Raw genomic sequence first — 17,579 nt, 5'->3', positions numbered from 1 at the left:
GATGCTGAAGCGCTCTATCGATATCATACTCAGCCTACTGGCCGGACTCGTGTTTCTGCTGCCATGCATTCTTGTGGCAATTCTCGTAAAGGCAACCTCGAAGGGGCCGGTCCTGTTCTGGTCGGATCGGGTGGGCCGCGACAACGCGATCTTCAAGATGCCGAAGTTTCGCAGCATGCGGACCGATACGCCGAACGTCGCCACTCACCAACTGACGCAGCCTGAGGTCTACATTACTCCCGTCGGCAAGTTCATTCGAAAGACCAGCCTCGACGAATTGCCGCAGGTCTGGTCGATCCTCGTCGGCGACATGAGCATTGTCGGCCCGCGCCCGGCTCTGTTCAACCAGGACGACCTGATAAAGCTGCGCACGGAGGCAGGCGTCCACAAACTGCGCCCAGGCCTGACTGGGCTTGCTCAAGTGCGCGGGCGCGACGACCTCAGCATTGAGGAGAAGGTAGCGATGGATCGGGAATATCTGGAGCAGCAGTCGCTTTGGCTGGACATCAAGATCATTCTCATGACCCTTCCGGTCATCACCTCCCGTACCGGCATACGCCACTAGGGAGAACGGCCTTTAGAACCGCAGTCCGGCCTTCAAGGCCGTGCGGCGTCAGGCTGTGGCTGCTGCTGCATGCTTGCTCTGACGGACCATCCCAAAATCCGGCGGAGGCCCAGGGGCTCGGATCCGTTCGGAAAACCTGCTCTTCCCTCACCTGCTGGCCAAGGACGCGAGACCGTCATCAGGCGTCGTCCCTTCGCGATCCTGCGCCAGAGCCTCAGGTTTCAGCCGAACTTCCGCGATCGGCGCTGGCTCCGTCAGCCTGCGACTTCCGGTAGTCGGTGGGGCTCAGGCCGGTCAAGACTCGGAAGTCACGGCTGAAGTGGAACGGATCGTCATAACCGCAGCGACTGGCAATCGTGCTGATCTTTTCAAATCCGCTCAGCAGGTAGCGGCGCGCCAGGTTGATCCGCTCCTGCCGCAGCCACCGGGCCGGGGACTGATCGAAGGTCTTCAGGAAGCGGCGATGAAGTTGAGAACAGCTTACGCCCGCCGACAAAGCCATGCGCGGAACGGACCAGTCGGCGGCAATATCCCGTCGCACCTGAGCGACCAGCGCCTCCATCGCCTGGTCGCCGCGGGAAAGGGTTTTCTCGGCCAGGGTCAAGCGCGACCGGGCGATCACCGAGAGTACATGAGCGACTGCCACGTTGAGGGTTCCCAGCACGTGACGGTCGGGCATTCTGGCAAGACGAAGGATCTCCCTCATCTGGTCCGCGAGTTCAGCGGCTTCGCCACAGGCGATGACGGGCGCCTCACGGAAGCCTAACCAGCCATGCAGGTCTGCAATCCCGGTGCCGTCTATGCTGATCCAGAGATAGTGCCAGATATCGCTTTCACCATGGCAGTGGTGGGCATAGGGCCGCGCCGTGTCTATCCATGCGACATCGCCGGCCGTGACGACGGATCGGGTCCTGCCGGCGTCGACAATGCCACGTCCGGACAAAGTCAGGATAAGGCACTGCTCGTGAAAGAGCGTGGTGATTGCCGGATCCGCCGGCCGGGCGCGGCGCGAGCCAGCCACAAGCAGCCGATAGGCAAAGAATGCTGCCTCGGCCCTGGCCACGGGAAAGTAGATTTCGTCATTCATTGGCGGTGACAGTTCTGGAAACATGGGAAAATTAGCCGACAGGATGCGACAAATATCTATGTCGATGCAACATCGATAAATGGTCCGGCGAGCCTTGCCGCCTTAGCCTGCTTTTCCCCACGGAGACCAGACCATGACCGAATCCACCCCCGCCGCGTTTGACCCGCTTTCGCCGGCCTTCGCCGCAGATCCCTATGAGGCCTACGCCCGCCTGCGGGAAGCGGAAGGGCTCGCCTATTTCGCGCCCCTCGATATGTGGCTGGCCTCGCGTTTCGACGATGTTTCCTCGATCGTCCTCAATCCGAACATGCCGCGTATGCCGAACGGCATCCTGCCGGCGGACGAACTAGAACGTCGCCGACAGCAGGACAATTTCCACGACATGCCCCACCATGCGCGCTTCGTGCAATTCTCCATGCTCAACAGCGACGGCGAGGTTCACGATCGCCTGCGGCGGCTGGTTTTCAGGCTCTTCACACCCGCCTACGTTACCTCGCATCGGAACTTCATCCAGGCACTGGTCGTCGGCATGGTCGATCGCTTTGACCAAAACAGCGAAATCGAATTCATCGAAGACCTCGCCGCCGCCATCCCGGGCCATGTCATCGGCCACCTGCTCGGCGTACCGGAGGAGGATTGTCCGATGTTGCGTACCTGGTCGGAGAACATCGTCCAGTATTTCGACATCGACCGCAGTGCCGACCGCAAGGAACTTGCGGAGAAGACAACGGCCGAATTTGCCGATTACCTGCGCGATCTGAAGGCCGAGCGCCGCCGCAGCCCCAAGGAAGACCTGACATCCCAATTGATTGCCGCGCAGGACAGCGGGCTGATGTCGGAGGATGAGTTCATCTCGACCGCAATGCTGATCCTGATGGCGGGACACGGCTCGACAATCGATGTCCTCGGATCAGGCATGCATGCGCTGCTGGCGTTTCCGCAGGAGATGGAAATGCTGCGCGCCAATTCGGGCCTTGCCCAGACGGCCGTGCAGGAAATGTTCCGTTACGAATGCCCGCTGCCCTTTTTCGACCGCTATGCAAGCGACGACGTCGAGGTTGCCGGCCGACGCTTTCCGCGCGGCACCCGTTTTGGCCTGCTTTACGGCGCAGCCAATCGCGACCCTGCGCATTTTGCCGACGCGAACCGCTTCGACATTTCCCGCAAGCCGAACCGCCACCTCGCCTTTGGCGGGGGCGCCCATTTCTGCCTCGGCAACCATCTCGCCCGGCTAGACATGGAGATCGTCTTCACGATCCTGCTCTCGCGCTTCTCCCGCATCGAGCTGACCGAAGCGCCCGAGTACAAACACAGCCTTTCGGTCCGTGGCCCGAAAGCACTGAAGCTTCGACTGGCCAACTGAGTACGACTGACCAAGGAACCAGATACGATGATACGCGTCATTTTTATCCCTGCCGAAGATCAGCCGATCGAGGTGAAAGCCAGTCCGGGCGACAGCCTGATGGCCGCCGCCGTCAACGGCGGAATCGCCGAAATTATCGCCGAGTGCGGCGGGGCCTGCGCCTGCGGCACCTGTCATTGCTACATTGACGAGAGCTGGATCGCGAAGTTGCCGGCTCCGGGCGCCCACGAGCAGGACATGATCGAGTGCGTGATCGATCCACGTACGGAAAGCCGCCTGAGCTGCCAGGTAACCCTCACCGAACACCATGACGGCCTGATCATCCACCTGCCGCGCGCGCAACACTGAGGATACGGGCCCATGTCACGACTTCTCGTCCTGCAATCGCTCTGGACATTCGAAGCCCTGCGCCACCCGCCCTTGGGCATTGAAACGTTGCACGGCCGGCTCGCCCTGGCCAGCGCCAGTGGCTTCGACGGGATAGGAACGCTCTGGCTTGAGCGAGAAGCGGCTCGCGAAGTGGCAAGGCCTGCCAGAGCACTCGGCTTGGCAATCGAGGGCACGGCCTTGCCCGACAGTATCGACGCACTGAAACCCGCGCTCGAATGGGGCACAGAATTCGGATTGCACCACCTCAACATTCAGCCGGACATCCGCCCGACGGAAGTGAGCGAAGCCTGCCGAATACTTGAAGGTTGGCAGCGCCTTGCCGAACAGGTGGATTTTCCGATCTATGTCGAAACCCATCGCGGTCGCATGACAAACGACCTGCTGTTCACATTGAAGCTGCTCGATGGGCTGCCCCGCCTCAGGCTCACGGCCGATCTTTCCCACTACGTCGTCGGTCGCGAGATCCTTCTGCCGGTAGCCGGGGAAACCGAAGCCCAGATGCGGCGCATCCTCGATCACGCCGAGGCCTTCCATGGCCGGGTTGCCTCGGCCGAGCAGATACAGCTCGACATCGGCTTCAGCTGCAACCGGGACTGGCTCAAGCAGTTCGAATCCTGGTGGCGATACGGCTTTCATGCATGGCAGAACCGCCACGGGGAGGGTGACGAGCTGACGTTTCTGTGCGAACTCGGCGCCGCACCCTATGCGATCACCGGTCCGGACGGCATCGACATCGGCAATCGCTGGAAGGATTCCCTCGAACTGATGCGCATCGCGCGGCAGATATGGTCGGAATGCGCAGCCAACACCGTCACGCAGCCAGATCTCGGCGGATCGCAGCAATCATGGCTTGGGTGAAGGCCGTGATAAGCGCCGGGACGGCCGTTTGATCGCGAACGCAGATCGACAGGTTTTCGCGGGTATTCGCAGCATCGAGCGGCACAAGGATGATCCGCCCGGCAGCGAGTTCGTCACGCACGTCGAGGCGCGTCAGGATGCTAATACCCGCACCGCTGCCGACAACAGTGCGGATCATGGCGATCGAGTTGGATGTCAGGGGTGCGTTGGACCAGGACGAGGCATTCGGCATGATGCTGTCGACGAAGGGCCGCAGGCTCAACGTGTCATCCACCAGCAGCAAGGGTTCGGATTCGATTTCGGCCGGAGAGAGCGACTTCCTTCCGGCAAGGCGATGGTTTGCCGCCGTCGCAACGCCCATGGCCACCGGGATCGTCTCCATAACCCAGTAGTTCGAGCTCGGCGGGATATTGAAGCCGATGATTAGATCGATCTCGCCATCCTCGAGCAGGTTCACGAGTTCCCGGGTGCCCCCCACGCGGGCAATCACGCTCGCCTCCGGGTGGCTGCGGCGCACCTCGTCCAGCACCTCGGCGAAGAACGAGCCGGCAAAACACTCCATCATGCCGATAGTCACCTGGTGGCGTTCGGCACCCCTCAGTCTCGCCAGTTCGTCGGCAACCTTCTCCATGTCACCCTGCCACTTGCGGATCTGGTCGGCCATCAGTCTGCCGGCCGTCGTCGCACGCACCCCGCGCGGGAGGCGTTCGAGAAAGGTGGTACGATATTCGGCCTCGAGGTTCAGGATCTGTCGGTTAACCGCAGATGGTGCAGTGTTGAGGATCTCGGCAGCACGCCGGATCGAGCCGGCATCAATCACTTCCACCAGGCAACGGGCGGCTGTCGTAAAAATAGGCATGCAATATGACTGCTCTCACTTTGAGCACGGGGCGTGCAATAAACTGTTCTTGTCGGGGACCAGATGCAACCATAAACTTTTCTCCAGCATGCAGGCAGCATCCCCTGCCGATGATCTTAACTCTCTGGCGAAAAAGGTAAACGCAGGAAAGCCGCGGGCGCGCCCCGTCCTTCCGGCCGACCGCATGCGCCGTTTTGAGGAATGACCGATAGCCATGGCAATGCAAATTCTCGCCGCCGACCAAGTCATCACAATGGATCCAGCAAACAACGTGATCGCCGATGGCGCCGTGGCCGTTGAGCACGGCCGGATCCAGGCCGTCGGAAGCCTGGGCAAGCTCGTCGCCGATCTTCCGCATGCACGTGTGCGAAGGATGCCGAACCGCGTGCTGATGCCCGGCCTCGTCAATGCGCACCTCCATTCCGGACTGCTGCGCGGCACGGCCGAAGGCTTGCCGGTCTGGGACTGGTTGCGCATGTATATCGACCCGATGCACCGCGTCCTTCTTCCGCGCGAGGCGGAAGCCGCGTCCTGGCTATGCTACGCCGAGGCGGTCCTCTCCGGCACCACGACCGTCGTCGACATGTGGCGCTACATGGAGGGCGCAGCCCGCGCCGCAAGCCAGATCGGCAACCGCACGGTCATGGCGCCCTATGTCGGCGAGCATCCGGACTATGACTATTTCGACCATCTCGACGACACCGAACGCCTGCTCGAAACCTGGCACGGCAAGGCCGACGGCCGGGTCGAAGTCTGGGTCGGCCTGGAACACGCCTTCTATTCCACCGAGGCCGGTCATCGTCGGGCGATTGAACTGGCACGGAAGTTCAGGACGGGCTTCCACACCCATTCCAATGAGGCCGACGTCGAGTTGAAGGAGATGCAGCGCCGTTATGGCTGCCGTTCGATCCAGGCACTCGAGAAGCTTGGCCTCCTGGATGCAGACAAGACATTGCTTGCCCATTGCGTGTGGCTGGACGACAGCGAGATCGAACTGATGGCCAGACGCGGGGTCGCGGTGGCCCATAACCCGACCAGCAACATGAAGCTCGCCAGCGGCTACGCGCCGGTCGGCAAGCTGCGCGCGGCCGGCGTCGCCGTCGGCATCGGCACCGACGGCGAGAAGGAAAACAACAATCTCGACATGTTCGAGGAGATGAAGTTCGCGTCCCTGCTGACAAAGTTCGCGACACTCGACGCATCGGCCCTCGACAGTTGGGACGTCATGCGCATGGCGACGATCGAAGGTGCCCGCGCCATCGGCAAGGATCACGAGATCGGTTCGCTGGAAGTTGGCAAGAAGGCAGACATAATCGCAGTGCGCACCGACACACCGCGCATGACGCCGCTTTTCGGAGGACGCGACGGTAACCTGCACCACAATCTCGTCCATGCCGTGCGCGGCAGCGACGTCGACCTCACCATGGTCGACGGCCGCATCATCGTCGAGGACGGGCATCTGAAGACAGCCAGCATCGGCGAACTGATCGCCGAAGTACACGGCGTCGTGCCCGGTCTCTTCGCCCGCCGGGCCGAATGGCTTGCGGACAACAGCAAGGGAGCGATAAGCCCGATCAGTGCCGCCTGAATACCGATCCCAGCAACGTCGTCCTTCATTCAATAATCAAGGGGAACCCATGAAGATGACCGCAATGAACCGCCGCACCGCTTTGGGCGCAATTCTGCTGACAGCCACGAGCGCTCTTTTTGTCTCCTCGGCAACCGGCACCGTTGCCGCCGAACCGAAGAAGATTGTCTTTCTCGTCAACGGCAACCTTGGCGACAAGTCCTATTTCGACCTCGGCGCCAAGGGCATGGAGATGATCAAGCAGAAGTATGGCGACGCCGTCGAGACCAAGGTCATCGAGATGGGAACCGACCAGACGAAATGGCTACCGACCTTCCAGGACGTTTCCGAACAGGACTACGACTTGATCGTCGCCTGCACGTTCGAGATTTCCGACATCATGACGGAAGTGGCGCCGGAGTATCCGGACAAGACCTATGTACTGATCGACGGCGTGATGCCCTACGACAAGGGTGACTACGGCAACGTCTATTCGGTGGTCTACAAACAGAACGAAGGGTCCTATCTCGCCGGTATTCTCGCTGCTGGCCTGCTGAAGGACGGCACCATTGCGGCCTCCATGGGGAGCTCGCTCGGCTTCCTCGGCGGAATGGACATTCCCGTCATCAACGACTTCCTTGTCGGCTACATCGAAGGCGCTCGCTCCGTCGAACCGAATGTCAAGGTCGCGATCTCCTATGCCGGCAGTTTCAACGACGCCGCAAAGGGCAAGGAACTGGCCCTTGCCCAGTATCGCGCCGGAACCGCGATCGGCTTCAACGTCGCGGGACTGACCGGCATCGGCCAGATCGCCGCGGCCAAGGATACCGGCAAGTGGGCGCTTGGCGTCAACTCCGACCAGGAACTGATCTTCAAGGAAAGCGATCCGGAAATGGCAGCGCGCGTTGCCAGCTCGATGCTGAAGAAGGTCGACGTGACACTCGCCCGGGCCTACGACCTCTATGTCGACGGGAAGCTGCCGGTCGGTGCCACCGAGGCGATCGGCCTCAAGGAGGATGCCGTCGGCCTTGCCGAAGACGGCAACATGGCAAGCCTCGCATCGGCGGGGCTTAAGCAGAAGATCGCGGATGCGAAGGCAGGCATTATTTCGGGCGCAATCAAGGTGTCGTCCGGCTTCGCCGTCGATCCGGCAGCGCTCGAGGCCCTGCGCACATCCGTCCGGCCCTGACCGCCCATGACGGCAGAGCCCCTCATCCGCTTCGAGGCCATCTCGAAGCGCTATCCGAACGGAACGGTGGCGCTGAAAGGCGTCTCCTTTTCGATCGCATCGGGCACAACGCACGCCATCTGCGGTGAAAACGGCGCCGGCAAGTCAACGCTGATGAAGATCCTGTTCGGCCTCGAACAGCCGACATCCGGGAGGATTCTCATCGATGGGAAAGCGGTCGACATCGCCTCGCCGAAGGCCGCCGCTACGCTGGGTATCAGCATGGTGCACCAGCACTTCTCGCTTCTGCCGTCGCTCACCGTCGCGCAAAACATCCTGCTCGGCCAGGAACCGCGCAAAGGACCGTTCATCGACCGCCGGGCGGCGCGCGAGCGGGTGACGGGGCTTGCTGCAAGATACAATCTCGACATCGATCCGGATGCGCGCGTCTCAAGCCTCTCCGTCGCGGCTCAGCAGAAGGTCGAGATTCTGAAAGCGCTGTCGCGCAACGTCCGGGTACTGATCCTCGATGAACCGACCGCGGTGCTGACCCCGCCTGAAACGGAGGAGCTGTTCCAGCGCCTGGCCGATCTGCGAGCAGCCGGGCTCACCATTCTCTTCATTTCCCACAAGCTTGGAGAAGTGCGCGCACTCGCTGACCATGTGACCACCCTGCGCGCCGGAGAGGTGTCCGGCGATGCTCCCATGAGCGAAATCTCCAATGCCGAGATCGCCGCGCTCGTGATGGGCGCCGCAAAATCGACACCGCCGCTCCGAAGCGACCGGACGTTGGCCGAGGAGCGGCTGAGGATAGAAAACCTCACATTGCATGCGGCCGCCGGAGCCGACCGGCTGAGCGGTATCAACCTCTCCATCCGGGCCGGCGAGATCCTCGGGCTCGCCGGCGTCGACGGCAGTGGCCAACGCGGGCTGGTATCCGTCCTGACCGGCGAGCGTCGCCCCGATGACGGCGATTTCCATCTCGACGGCCAGACCGGCAAGGGGAGCACCACCGCCTTGCTTCGCGGCCGCGGAATGGCCCACCTGCCGGCGGACCGGTTCCATCAAGGGGGCGCCCGCCAGTTGAGCGTCACCGACAATGCCCTTGCCGGCGCCCATCGCGGCATGCGCTTTTCGCGGGGGCCGTTCCTGCGAAGGGCGGAAATGGAAGCGCAGGCTGATGCCTTCATCGACAGCTTCGCCATCCGCTGTCCGGGCCCCCGAGCACCGCTTTCGGCCCTGTCCGGCGGCAATGCGCAGAAGGTGATCGCCGCACGCGAGTTCGCGACCGGACCGAAATTCCTGATCGCCGACCAGCCGACACGCGGCATCGACGTGGCTGCCGCCGCCTTTCTCCAGGGCCAGATCCTCAAGCTTGCGGCAGACGGCGCGGCGGTCCTGCTGATCAGCGCCGATCTTGACGAACTACTGGCGCTTTCGAATCGGATCGCCGTGATTTATGCCGGCCGGATCAGTGCCGTACTCGACAACGAACCGGACCTCACGCCGGAGAAACTGGGGCCTTTCATGCTCGGATTGCAGGAGACGGCATGATCCGCCAAACGCTCGCACCCTTCGTCCTGACACTTGCCGTTCTGGTGGTTGCCATCGCCGTCGTGCTGGTCCCGGTTTCGCTTAGCACCGCGGATCCGGCCGGCGTGATCGATACATTCCTGTTCGGTCCGTTCCGCAGTTTTCGCCACACGGGTAACATCGTCGAGATGGCGACGCCGGCTATGCTCTGCGGACTGGCAGTCGCACTGATGTTCCGGGCCGGCATGTTCAATCTCGGCGTCGAGGGGGCCTTCTTCCTCGGCGGCCTTGCCACCGTCGCCATCGTCATCCTCTTGCCGCTGCCCGGCTGGATCATGGCGCCGGTCAGTCTGATCGGCGGCACGATCATCGGATCATCGGCCTGCGTGGTGCCGGGAGTCTTGCGCAGCAGGTTCGAGGTTTCCGAACTGGTCTCGTCCCTCATGTTGAATTTCGCCGTGATGTTCATTGGCCTCTACGTGGTCAATTCGATCCTGCGCGATCCGGCCGCCGGCGCCATGGTCAGCTACAAGATCCCGACGGAAGCCCGGCTGCCCCGCCTCGTCGATGGCACCCGCATTCACCTCGGCACGCTCTTCGCCTTTGTCGCCTGCATTGCTGGCGCCATCTACCTCTTCCGCACCAAGGTCGGTTACGAATCGCGCATCGTCGGTGCCAATCCCGGCTTCGCCGCTCATCTCGGCTTGCCGATCCGCTCGATCATGCTCAGGACCCAGGTGATCGGCGGCGCGATCGCCGCCTTCGCCGGAGGTATCGAGCTTCTCGGACTCTACCAGCGCTTTTCGTGGCAGGCGCTTCCCGGCAATGGCTGGACCGGCGTCGTCGTCGCGATCCTCGCGCGCGACAATCCACTGCTCCTGATCCCCTCGGCGCTGTTTCTCTCCTACCTTCAGGTCGGTGGCGATCTGGTGGCGCGCAATCACGACGTGCCAAACGAAGTGGTTGGGGTTATCCAGGCGCTTATCCTGATCCTTGTGACGGCCGCCGCGATCACCCGCAATCCGCGTCTTCTTGCCCTGATCGCCGGCCGGCGACAGGAGGTAAGGCCATGACGGCACTGGCGGATATCAGCCATTTTCTCGATCTCGTGCCAGTTCTTCTCCGGGTGATGACACCGATCCTGCTGGCCGCACTCGGGGTCCACATTTCCCAGCGGGCCGGCGTGCTCAATCTCGGCATCGAGGGCATGATGCTGTCAGCCGCACTCGCCGCCGTGCTGGCGAGTGCGGCAAGCGGCAATCCCTGGGTCGGGCTCGTCGGCGCCCTCTTGACCGGCGCCCTACTCGGCATGCTGCTGTCGCTGGCGGTCCATATCCTGAAGGCGGACCTCATCCTCTCGGGCATAGCCTTCAACATGCTTGCAGCGGCCGGTACAACGTTGGTCCTTTACATGCTGACCGGAGACAAGGGCATGTCGGGGTCGCTTTCGAGCGGCACCCTGCCATCGCTCTCGCTGCCATTCGTGGCCGACCTTCCCGTCCTCGGAAGACTGCTTTCCGGGCATCACGTACTGACCTATGTTGCCGTTCTGCTCGTCCCTGTCGTGGCAATCGCCATGACGCGCACGCCGTTCGGAATCCGTCTGCGGGCCGTCGGCGAAAATCCCGAGGCCGCGGCAACCGCAGGCATCGACGTCGTAAAAATGCAGGTTGCGGCGCTCGTGCTGTCCGGCCTCTTCGCGGGCGCAGCGGGCGCCTTCCTGTCGCTCGGCTATGTCAGCTGGTTCTCGCAGAACATGAGCGCGGGACGCGGTTTCGTGGCGCTTGCCGCAGATCTGATGGGACATGGCAGCGCCTGGGGCACGTTGGCGGCGTCATTGCTGCTTGGGGCCGCGGACGCTGTCGCGATCTCGCTGCAGGGCAAGGGCTTCCCGAGCGAGTTGCTGCAGGCCCTGCCCTATCTCGTCCCGATCGTCGCCCTCGTCATTCACGCCCGTGCCCGCAAGAAGCGCGCGCTTCATTCCTGACGGCAGATCTCTCCAAGGAGCCCCCAATGACCATTCACAAAGTCATCTTCGACACCGATCCCGGCGTGGACGATGCCATGGCGCTTCTCTTCCTGCACCATGCTCCGGAAATCGAACTGGTCGGGATCACGACCACGTTCGGCAATGGCACCATTGCGCAGACGACCTTCAACGCGCTCTACCTGGTCGAACGCTTCGGCATGAACGTGCCGGTCGCGCAGGGAGCCGGCAAGCCGCTCGTCGGCGAGCCGATGGATCCGCCGGACTTCGTCCACGGGGTGAACGCGCTTGGCGACATATCGCTGCCGGGTGAACTCACAACCGCGGCCGACCCGCGCCCGGCCCACCGCTTCATCATCGACACGGTGCGTGCCGCGCCGCACGAGATCACCCTCGTCGCTGTCGGCCGCATGACCAATCTGGCGCTGGCGCTACGCGAGGACCCGGAAATCGCCGGACTGGTGAAGCAGGTCATCATCATGGGGGGTGCCTTCGGCATCGCCGGGGTCCAGGGCAACGTGACACCGGCCGCCGAGGCCAACATCATCGGCGACCCCGAAGCAGCCGACGAGATCTGCGCGGCAGCCTGGCCTATCACATTCGTCGGACTGGACGTGACCCAGAAGACCCACATGCCGACCGACTATCTGTCGGAATTGGCCGACCTCGGCGGCGAAAGCGGGCGCTTCATCTGGGACGTCTCACGTTTCTATGAAGCCTTCCACCAGGCTGGTGGCGTGCCGTCGATCTATGTCCACGACTCCTCCGCCGTCGCCTACCTGCTGAGGCCGGACCTCTTTGAAACCCGTACCGGAGCGATCCGCGTGTCGACCACCGGCATTACGCGGGGCATGACGATTCAGAAGCCGGATACGCTAGCCTTCCCGCCCGGTGCGTGGGACGATCGCCCCTCTCACCGGGCGTGCGTGTCGGTAGATGCTGCCGGCCTTCGCGAACTTTACCGGGCGACGATATTGACCGGCAGGATATTGGCTTGACCGTTTGCCGACCCGGATAGCCGCAGGGGCACAATGGAGGAGTCCGGCATCTCGATCTGTCCGAACGCCCCCAGGCGCCGGTAACGACGACCAACGGGCTTCACCACATGCCGCTCGCACCGACGTGTTTCGACCTTCTCAAGCGAAGGTGACCAACGACGTTTGTGGGAGATTACCAACTCTGCAACCGGAGATCTGCTAAAACCGGGTGCGCTCCGCCCTGGGGTCATACATCGGCTTCAAGGATGCCACGGCCTGGTGACGGACACCGGCGATTTCGATCTCGTAGCTGGAAGCGAGAACCTGTTCCTCGCTCTCGCCTTCGCAAGGCACGTAGCCCATGCCGATCGCGCCGCCGAGATGATGGCCGTAGTTGCCGGACGTGATGATCGAAACGATCTTTCCGTCGCGAACCACCGCCTCATTGTGGAAGAGCAGCGGTTCCGGATCCTTGAGACGGAACTGGACCAGTCGGCGCTTCAGTCCTTCCTCCCGTGCGCGCAGGACGGCGTCACGGCCGATGAAGTCGCCCTTGTCCGTCCGGACCGCGAAGCCAAGCCCGGCCTCGAGGACGTGATCCTCGTCGGTGATGTCATGACCGAAATGGCGGAATGCCTTTTCGATGCGGCAGCTGTCGAGCGTGTGCAGGCCACAGAGTTTCAGGCCCGTTTCCCGGCCTGCCTCTTCGATCGCCTCGAACACGTGCGCCGTCTGGTCGCTTGATACATAGAGCTCCCAGCCGAGTTCGCCGACATAGGATACGCGGTGTGCCCGCGCGAGGCCCATGCCGATTTCGATTTCCTGCGCCGTGCCGAAGGGAAAGGCGTCATTGGAAAAGTCGTTCGGGCTGACCCGGCTTATCACGTCCCGAACCTTGGGTCCCATCAGGACGAGAACGGATTCCGCTGCGGTGACGTCGGTGATGACGGCGAACTCGTCGGCCTTCAACTGCTTGCGCATCCAGGCAAGATCACGCTGCAGCGTGGCACCTGGGACGACGGCGAAAAATGCCGTGTCCGACAGGCGGGTGACGGTCAGGTCGCTCTCGATGCCGCCGCGTTCGTTGAGCATCTGCGTATAGACGATCTTGCCGGGCACCACATCCATCTGGTTGGCGCAGACCCGCTGGAGAAAGGCGAGTGCGTCGCGGCCCTCGATGCGGATCTTGCCGAAGGATGTCATGTCGAACAGGCCGACGCCATTGCGGACGGCCAGATGCTCCTCCTTCTGGTTCTCGAACCAGTTCTGGCGCTTCCAGCTATAGCGGTACTCGCGTTCCTGCCCCTCTCTGGCGAACCAGTTCGCACGCTCCCAGCCAGCAACTTCCCCGAAGACGGCCCCGCGGGCCTTGAGATGCTCATGCAGCGGCGAGCGGCGCACGCCCCGCGATGTTGCCATCTGGCGATACGGAAAATGGTCGGCATAGAGCAGGCCGAGCGTCTCGGAGACGCGGTCCTTGAGATAGAGGCGGTTTTTCTGGAACGGCTGGGCGCGGCGGATATCGACCTCCCAGAGATCGAAGGGCGGCTCGCCGTCGTTCATCCACTGCGCAAGCGCCATGCCGGCGCCGCCGGAGGAAACGATGCCGATCGAGTTGTAGCCGGCCGCCACCCAATACCCCTTCAACCCGGGCGCTTCGCCGAGATAATAGCGATCGTCAGGCGTGAAACTTTCCGGACCATTGAAGAACGTGTGGATGCCGGCCGTCTCGAGCATCGGCATGCGGTTGACGGCCTTTTCGAGGATCGGCTCGAAATGCTCGAAATCCTCCGGCAGCTGATCGAAGCAGAAATCCTCTCGGATGCCTTCCATGCCCCAGGGCTTGGCCTTCGGCTCGAAGGCGCCGAGCAACATCTTGCCTGCATCTTCCTTGTAGTAGGCGCATTCGTCGGGGACGCGCAGAACCGGCAGGCGGGTCAACCCCTCGATGGCCTCGGTGACAATGTAGAAATGCTCGCAGGCGTGAAGCGGCAGCGTCACGCCGGAACGCGCCGCGAGATCCCTGCCCCACATGCCGCCGCAATTGACGACATGATCGGTTTCGATCGTGCCCATCTCCGCGCCCTGCGCCCAGGACACACCGGTGACCCGGCCGTCGCGATCATGGACGGCGGTGGCCTTGACGTTTTCGATGATCTTCGCGCCGCGCTGGCGTGCGCCCTTGGCAAGGGCCATGGCGATATTGGCAGGATCGCACTGGCCGTCCAGCGGCAGATGCACCGCACCCAGCACATCCGAGATGTTGAGATGCGGATAGAGGTTCTTGACCTCTTCCGGCGAGATCTCCCGGACGTCGACGTTGAAGGCCCGTGCCAGGCTCGCCTGACGATAGATCTCCTCCTTGCGCTCCTCGGTCAGGGCGACGGTGATCGAGCCGTTCTGCCGCATCCCGGTTGCAATTCCGGTTTCCGCCTCGAGCTTGACGTAGAGATCAGCCGAGTACTTCGCCAGCCTCGTCATGTTCTGCGAGGCCCTCAGCTGGCCGATCAGGCCGGCGGCATGCCAGGTCGTGCCGCAGGTCAACTGCTTGCGTTCGAGAAGGACGATATCCGTCCATCCGAGCTTGGCGAGGTGATAGGCCACGGAGCAGCCGGAAATGCCGCCGCCGATGATGACGACGCGCGCCTTGGAAGGAATGGTGCTCATGCGCGGATTCTCTCATTTTTCGGATCCCAGAGCGGCTCGTCCCGTTCGACGATCGCCGGGTATCTCTGTCCGAATATTTCGATCTCGAGACGGGTGCCGGGTTCATGCAGGTCTGCGCGCAGCATGCTGAGCGCGATCGACTTTCCGGTCCGGAAGCCGAACCCGCCTGACGTCGTCTCACCGACGATGGTGTCGCCAAGCCAGAGGATCGACATGTACGGGGCATCGAAGTCGCTGTCTTCGATCGTCAGCGTGGCGAAACGCTTGTCGACGCCGGCCTGCTTCTCGGCGGCAAGCGACGCCTTGCCGATGAAGCTTTCCTTCTCCCAGCGGACGAAGCGCTCAAGGCCGCCCTGAAGCACGCTATAGTCGGTGGAGAGGTCGCCCTTCCAGGCGCGGTAACCCTTTTCGATGCGCAGCGAATCCAGGGCAAGCATGCCGAAAGGCTTCAGTCCGAAACCTTGCCCCGCATCCCATACGGCATCGAAGATCGCCGGTGTGTCCTCGATCCGGCTATGAATTTCCCATCCCAGTTCGCCGGCGAAGGAGACGCGGACCAAGCGGCATTCCCGCCCAGCGATCGTCGCCGTCTGGTGGGTAAGCCAGCCTTTTCCGAGATCAGCCGATGCCGCGACGCCCGCAAGGATGTCACGCGACTTGGGCCCGGTCAGGATCTGGCAGTCATACTGCTCCGTCACATCGGTGATGGTGATCGGGCCGCCGCCGGGCAGGTGCCTTTCCAGCCACTCGCGGTCATGCCACTGCGCCACCGCAGCGGTCACGAGGATAAAATCGTCCTCGCCCAGTGCGGTCACGGACATCTCGGTGACAATGCGGCCGCCGTCGTCGGCAAAGTAGGCAAGGCCGATCCGGCCGGGCTTGGGAATGAGGCCCGTCGTCAGGCCGGACAGCCAGGCACGGGCGCCAGCGCCACGGACCTCGAAACGCGAAAAGCCCGGCAGATCGAGAATGCCGGCGTGATCGCGTACGGCGAGACATTCCTCCCGGACACGGGCCTGCCACGGGCCATCGCGAAGGAAGGTTTCCGACGCCTGTTCGGAGATGTCGTCTCCCGGATGCGCATACCAGTTGGCACGCTCCCAGCCGTTGAACGGGCCGAATTGTCCGCCAAGCGCCTTGATGCGGTCGTGGACGGGCGAGAGCTTGCGGTCGCGGCCGGCCGGCCACATGTGCCGTGGGAAATGGATGGCGTATTCGTTGCCGTAGATCTCCATCGCCTTGTCCACGCAGTATTGCGGGTCGGTGTAATCAGTGTACCGCCGCGGATCGCAAGACCACATGTCCCACTCGGTCTTGCCCTCGATGATCCATTCGGCCAGCACCTTGCCGGCGCCACCGCCCTGGGCGATACCGAATGTGAAGACGCATGCCTCGAAGGCATTGGGAACACCGGGCATCGGGCCGATGAGCGGATTGCCGTCCGGCGCATAGGGAATGGGACCGTTGATCACCCTGGAGAGGCCGGCGGTGCCCAGGATGGGCACGCGGGCAACCGCGTCGTTCAGATACCATTCCAGCCGGTCGAGATCGTCCGGATAGAGCTGGAAGGAAAAGTCCTCCGGCATCGGATCATCCGGCGTGTGCCAGTGAGCCCGGCAGTTGCGTTCATAGGGGCCGAGATTCATCCCGTTCTTCTCCTGCCGGAGATAGTAAGAGCTGTCGACATCGCGAAGGAGCGGCAGCTTCCCGCCGTTTTCCCTCGACCAGGCCGCCAGTTCCGGGATCTCGTCGAACAGGATGTATTGATGGCTCATCACCGCCATCGGCACATCGCGGCCGAACATGCGGCCGACTTCCCTTGCACGATAGCCAGCGGCGTTAACGACATAGTCGCAGCGGATCTCCCCCTTGCCGGTGGTGATGATCCATTCGTCATTTTCGCGCCGGGCCGACGTCACCGGACAGAAGCGGACAATCCTCGCACCCATGTCGCGCGCGCCCTTGGCTAAGGCCTGGGTGAGTTGTGCCGGGTCGATGTCGCCGTCATTGGGATCGTAGAGCGCGCCCTTCAGGTCGTGGGTTTCGAGGAAGGGGTATCGCCCCTTGATCTCGTCGACGCCGAGGACGTCGATATCCATGCCCTGATATCGGCCCATGCCCTTGACGCGCTGGAACTCCTGCATGCGCTCATCGCTATGCGCAAGCCGTAGCGACCCGGTCACGTGATAGTTCATGGGGTAGTCGACTTCCGCACCGAGCCGTCGGTAGAGCTCGGTCGAATAGCGCTGCATGTTCATCAGCGACCACGAGGAGGAAAAAGTGGGCACGTTGCCGGCAGCATGCCAGGTCGAACCCGAGGTCAGTTCGTTCTTTTCGAGCAGCACGCAGTCCGTCCAGCCGGCCTTGGCGAGATGATAGAGGCCGGAAACCCCGACCACACCTCCGCCGATGATCACCACGCGGGTTCTCGATGGTAGTTCAGACATTCAACAACTCCTGTCGATGGCCTGTGGGAGCGAATTGGAAGTCGCCGGACGCGGCTCGGCACATCGGATGCGGCCGTGGGCTCGTATTAACGGCACGTTGACCTAGCGCGA

Annotated in this window: 14 protein-coding genes; 10 read left to right on the top strand and 4 right to left on the bottom strand. The window is 62.6% G+C overall.

Translation table 11 applies throughout. The features are described 5' to 3' along the window. The first annotated feature begins 1 nt into the window (after position 1). Entirely contained in the window at positions 2 to 565 is a 564-nt protein-coding gene (locus HHL25_RS16245) for a sugar transferase (protein WP_205927881.1), read from the top strand. Positions 566 to 779: 214 nt separating this feature from the next. Here HHL25_RS16245 and HHL25_RS16240 read toward each other — a convergent pair whose 3' ends face one another. Continuing rightward, on the bottom strand, positions 780 to 1,676 hold the full coding sequence (locus HHL25_RS16240; RefSeq protein WP_169593480.1) for a helix-turn-helix transcriptional regulator: 897 nt from the start codon (positions 1,674 to 1,676) through the stop codon (positions 780 to 782). Between the two features lie 109 nt (positions 1,677 to 1,785). Here HHL25_RS16240 and HHL25_RS16235 point away from each other — a divergent pair, with 109 nt between their 5' ends. From HHL25_RS16235 to HHL25_RS16225, 3 genes are read left to right on the top strand one after another with little or no spacing between them, the layout of a single operon-like run. Then, positions 1,786 to 3,015 (top strand): cytochrome P450, encoded by a 1,230-nt coding sequence (locus tag HHL25_RS16235; protein ID WP_169593478.1) that lies wholly within the window; start codon positions 1,786 to 1,788, stop codon positions 3,013 to 3,015. Between the two features lie 27 nt (positions 3,016 to 3,042). Further along, a complete protein-coding gene (locus tag HHL25_RS16230; protein WP_169593476.1) occupies positions 3,043 to 3,363 on the top strand; it encodes a 2Fe-2S iron-sulfur cluster-binding protein in 321 nt (106 codons plus the stop codon). 12 nt (positions 3,364 to 3,375) lie between these two features. Further along, positions 3,376 to 4,263: a sugar phosphate isomerase/epimerase family protein gene (locus HHL25_RS16225; RefSeq protein ID WP_205927880.1), complete on the top strand. Its 888-nt coding sequence runs from the start codon at positions 3,376 to 3,378 to the stop codon at positions 4,261 to 4,263. Here the strand turns inward: HHL25_RS16225 and HHL25_RS16220 are convergent. After that, positions 4,217 to 5,122 carry a LysR family transcriptional regulator gene (locus HHL25_RS16220; RefSeq protein WP_169593473.1) on the bottom strand — a complete coding sequence of 302 codons (906 nt, stop codon included), beginning with the start codon at positions 5,120 to 5,122 and terminating at the stop codon, positions 4,217 to 4,219. The genes HHL25_RS16225 and HHL25_RS16220 overlap by 47 nt on opposite strands. A gap of 214 nt (positions 5,123 to 5,336) precedes the next feature. Here HHL25_RS16220 and HHL25_RS16215 point away from each other — a divergent pair, with 214 nt between their 5' ends. From HHL25_RS16215 to HHL25_RS16190, 6 genes are read left to right on the top strand one after another with little or no spacing between them, the layout of a single operon-like run. Continuing rightward, positions 5,337 to 6,710: an amidohydrolase family protein gene (locus HHL25_RS16215; RefSeq protein ID WP_169593471.1), complete on the top strand. Its 1,374-nt coding sequence runs from the start codon at positions 5,337 to 5,339 to the stop codon at positions 6,708 to 6,710. A 55-nt stretch (positions 6,711 to 6,765) separates the two neighbouring features. Next, positions 6,766 to 7,878: a BMP family ABC transporter substrate-binding protein gene (locus HHL25_RS16210; protein ID WP_315853088.1), complete on the top strand. Its 1,113-nt coding sequence runs from the start codon at positions 6,766 to 6,768 to the stop codon at positions 7,876 to 7,878. A 6-nt stretch (positions 7,879 to 7,884) separates the two neighbouring features. Beyond that, positions 7,885 to 9,411: an ABC transporter ATP-binding protein gene (locus HHL25_RS16205; protein ID WP_169593468.1), complete on the top strand. Its 1,527-nt coding sequence runs from the start codon at positions 7,885 to 7,887 to the stop codon at positions 9,409 to 9,411. Continuing rightward, complete coding sequence (locus HHL25_RS16200; RefSeq protein WP_205927879.1) at positions 9,408 to 10,463, top strand: ABC transporter permease; 1,056 nt, start codon at positions 9,408 to 9,410, stop codon at positions 10,461 to 10,463. The genes HHL25_RS16205 and HHL25_RS16200 overlap by 4 nt, the downstream gene beginning before the upstream one ends. Continuing rightward, complete coding sequence (locus HHL25_RS16195) at positions 10,460 to 11,377, top strand: ABC transporter permease (protein ID WP_169593466.1); 918 nt, start codon at positions 10,460 to 10,462, stop codon at positions 11,375 to 11,377. The genes HHL25_RS16200 and HHL25_RS16195 overlap by 4 nt, the downstream gene beginning before the upstream one ends. Before the next feature lie 32 nt (positions 11,378 to 11,409). Next, positions 11,410 to 12,375: a nucleoside hydrolase gene (locus HHL25_RS16190; protein WP_315853087.1), complete on the top strand. Its 966-nt coding sequence runs from the start codon at positions 11,410 to 11,412 to the stop codon at positions 12,373 to 12,375. Positions 12,376 to 12,573: 198 nt separating this feature from the next. On the opposite strand, the gene HHL25_RS16185 is transcribed toward HHL25_RS16190, so the two are convergent. Together HHL25_RS16185 and HHL25_RS16180 are read right to left on the bottom strand one after the other, a co-directional pair. Beyond that, complete coding sequence (locus tag HHL25_RS16185) at positions 12,574 to 15,021, bottom strand: GcvT family protein (RefSeq protein ID WP_169593461.1); 2,448 nt, start codon at positions 15,019 to 15,021, stop codon at positions 12,574 to 12,576. Next, positions 15,018 to 17,468 carry a GcvT family protein gene (locus tag HHL25_RS16180; RefSeq protein ID WP_169593458.1) on the bottom strand — a complete coding sequence of 817 codons (2,451 nt, stop codon included), beginning with the start codon at positions 17,466 to 17,468 and terminating at the stop codon, positions 15,018 to 15,020. Before HHL25_RS16180 ends, HHL25_RS16185 begins: the two co-directional genes overlap by 4 nt. Between the last annotated feature and the right edge of the window lie 111 nt (positions 17,469 to 17,579).

This window comes from Rhizobium terricola (assembly GCF_012927355.1).
GTDB lineage: Bacteria > Pseudomonadota > Alphaproteobacteria > Rhizobiales > Rhizobiaceae > Allorhizobium > Allorhizobium terricola.
This window is presented reverse-complemented; position numbering and strand designations above follow the sequence as displayed.

What these genes read in the sequence shown, in the direction of transcription:
- HHL25_RS16225 (WP_205927880.1), top strand. Translation starts at nt 3,376, where the DNA reads ATGTCACGACTTCTCGTCCTGCAATCGCTCTGGACATTCGAAGCCCTG.
- HHL25_RS16235 (WP_169593478.1), top strand. Translation starts at nt 1,786, where the DNA reads ATGACCGAATCCACCCCCGCCGCGTTTGACCCGCTTTCGCCGGCCTTC.
- HHL25_RS16205 (WP_169593468.1), top strand. Translation starts at nt 7,885, where the DNA reads ATGACGGCAGAGCCCCTCATCCGCTTCGAGGCCATCTCGAAGCGCTAT.
- HHL25_RS16230 (WP_169593476.1), top strand. Translation starts at nt 3,043, where the DNA reads ATGATACGCGTCATTTTTATCCCTGCCGAAGATCAGCCGATCGAGGTG.
- HHL25_RS16215 (WP_169593471.1), top strand. Translation starts at nt 5,337, where the DNA reads ATGGCAATGCAAATTCTCGCCGCCGACCAAGTCATCACAATGGATCCA.
- HHL25_RS16210 (WP_315853088.1), top strand. Translation starts at nt 6,766, where the DNA reads ATGACCGCAATGAACCGCCGCACCGCTTTGGGCGCAATTCTGCTGACA.
- HHL25_RS16220 (WP_169593473.1), bottom strand. Translation starts at nt 5,122, where the DNA reads ATGCCTATTTTTACGACAGCCGCCCGTTGCCTGGTGGAAGTGATTGAT.
- HHL25_RS16180 (WP_169593458.1), bottom strand. Translation starts at nt 17,468, where the DNA reads ATGTCTGAACTACCATCGAGAACCCGCGTGGTGATCATCGGCGGAGGT.
- HHL25_RS16245 (WP_205927881.1), top strand. Translation starts at nt 2, where the DNA reads ATGCTGAAGCGCTCTATCGATATCATACTCAGCCTACTGGCCGGACTC.
- HHL25_RS16240 (WP_169593480.1), bottom strand. Translation starts at nt 1,676, where the DNA reads ATGTTTCCAGAACTGTCACCGCCAATGAATGACGAAATCTACTTTCCC.
- HHL25_RS16195 (WP_169593466.1), top strand. Translation starts at nt 10,460, where the DNA reads ATGACGGCACTGGCGGATATCAGCCATTTTCTCGATCTCGTGCCAGTT.
- HHL25_RS16200 (WP_205927879.1), top strand. Translation starts at nt 9,408, where the DNA reads ATGATCCGCCAAACGCTCGCACCCTTCGTCCTGACACTTGCCGTTCTG.
- HHL25_RS16185 (WP_169593461.1), bottom strand. Translation starts at nt 15,021, where the DNA reads ATGAGCACCATTCCTTCCAAGGCGCGCGTCGTCATCATCGGCGGCGGC.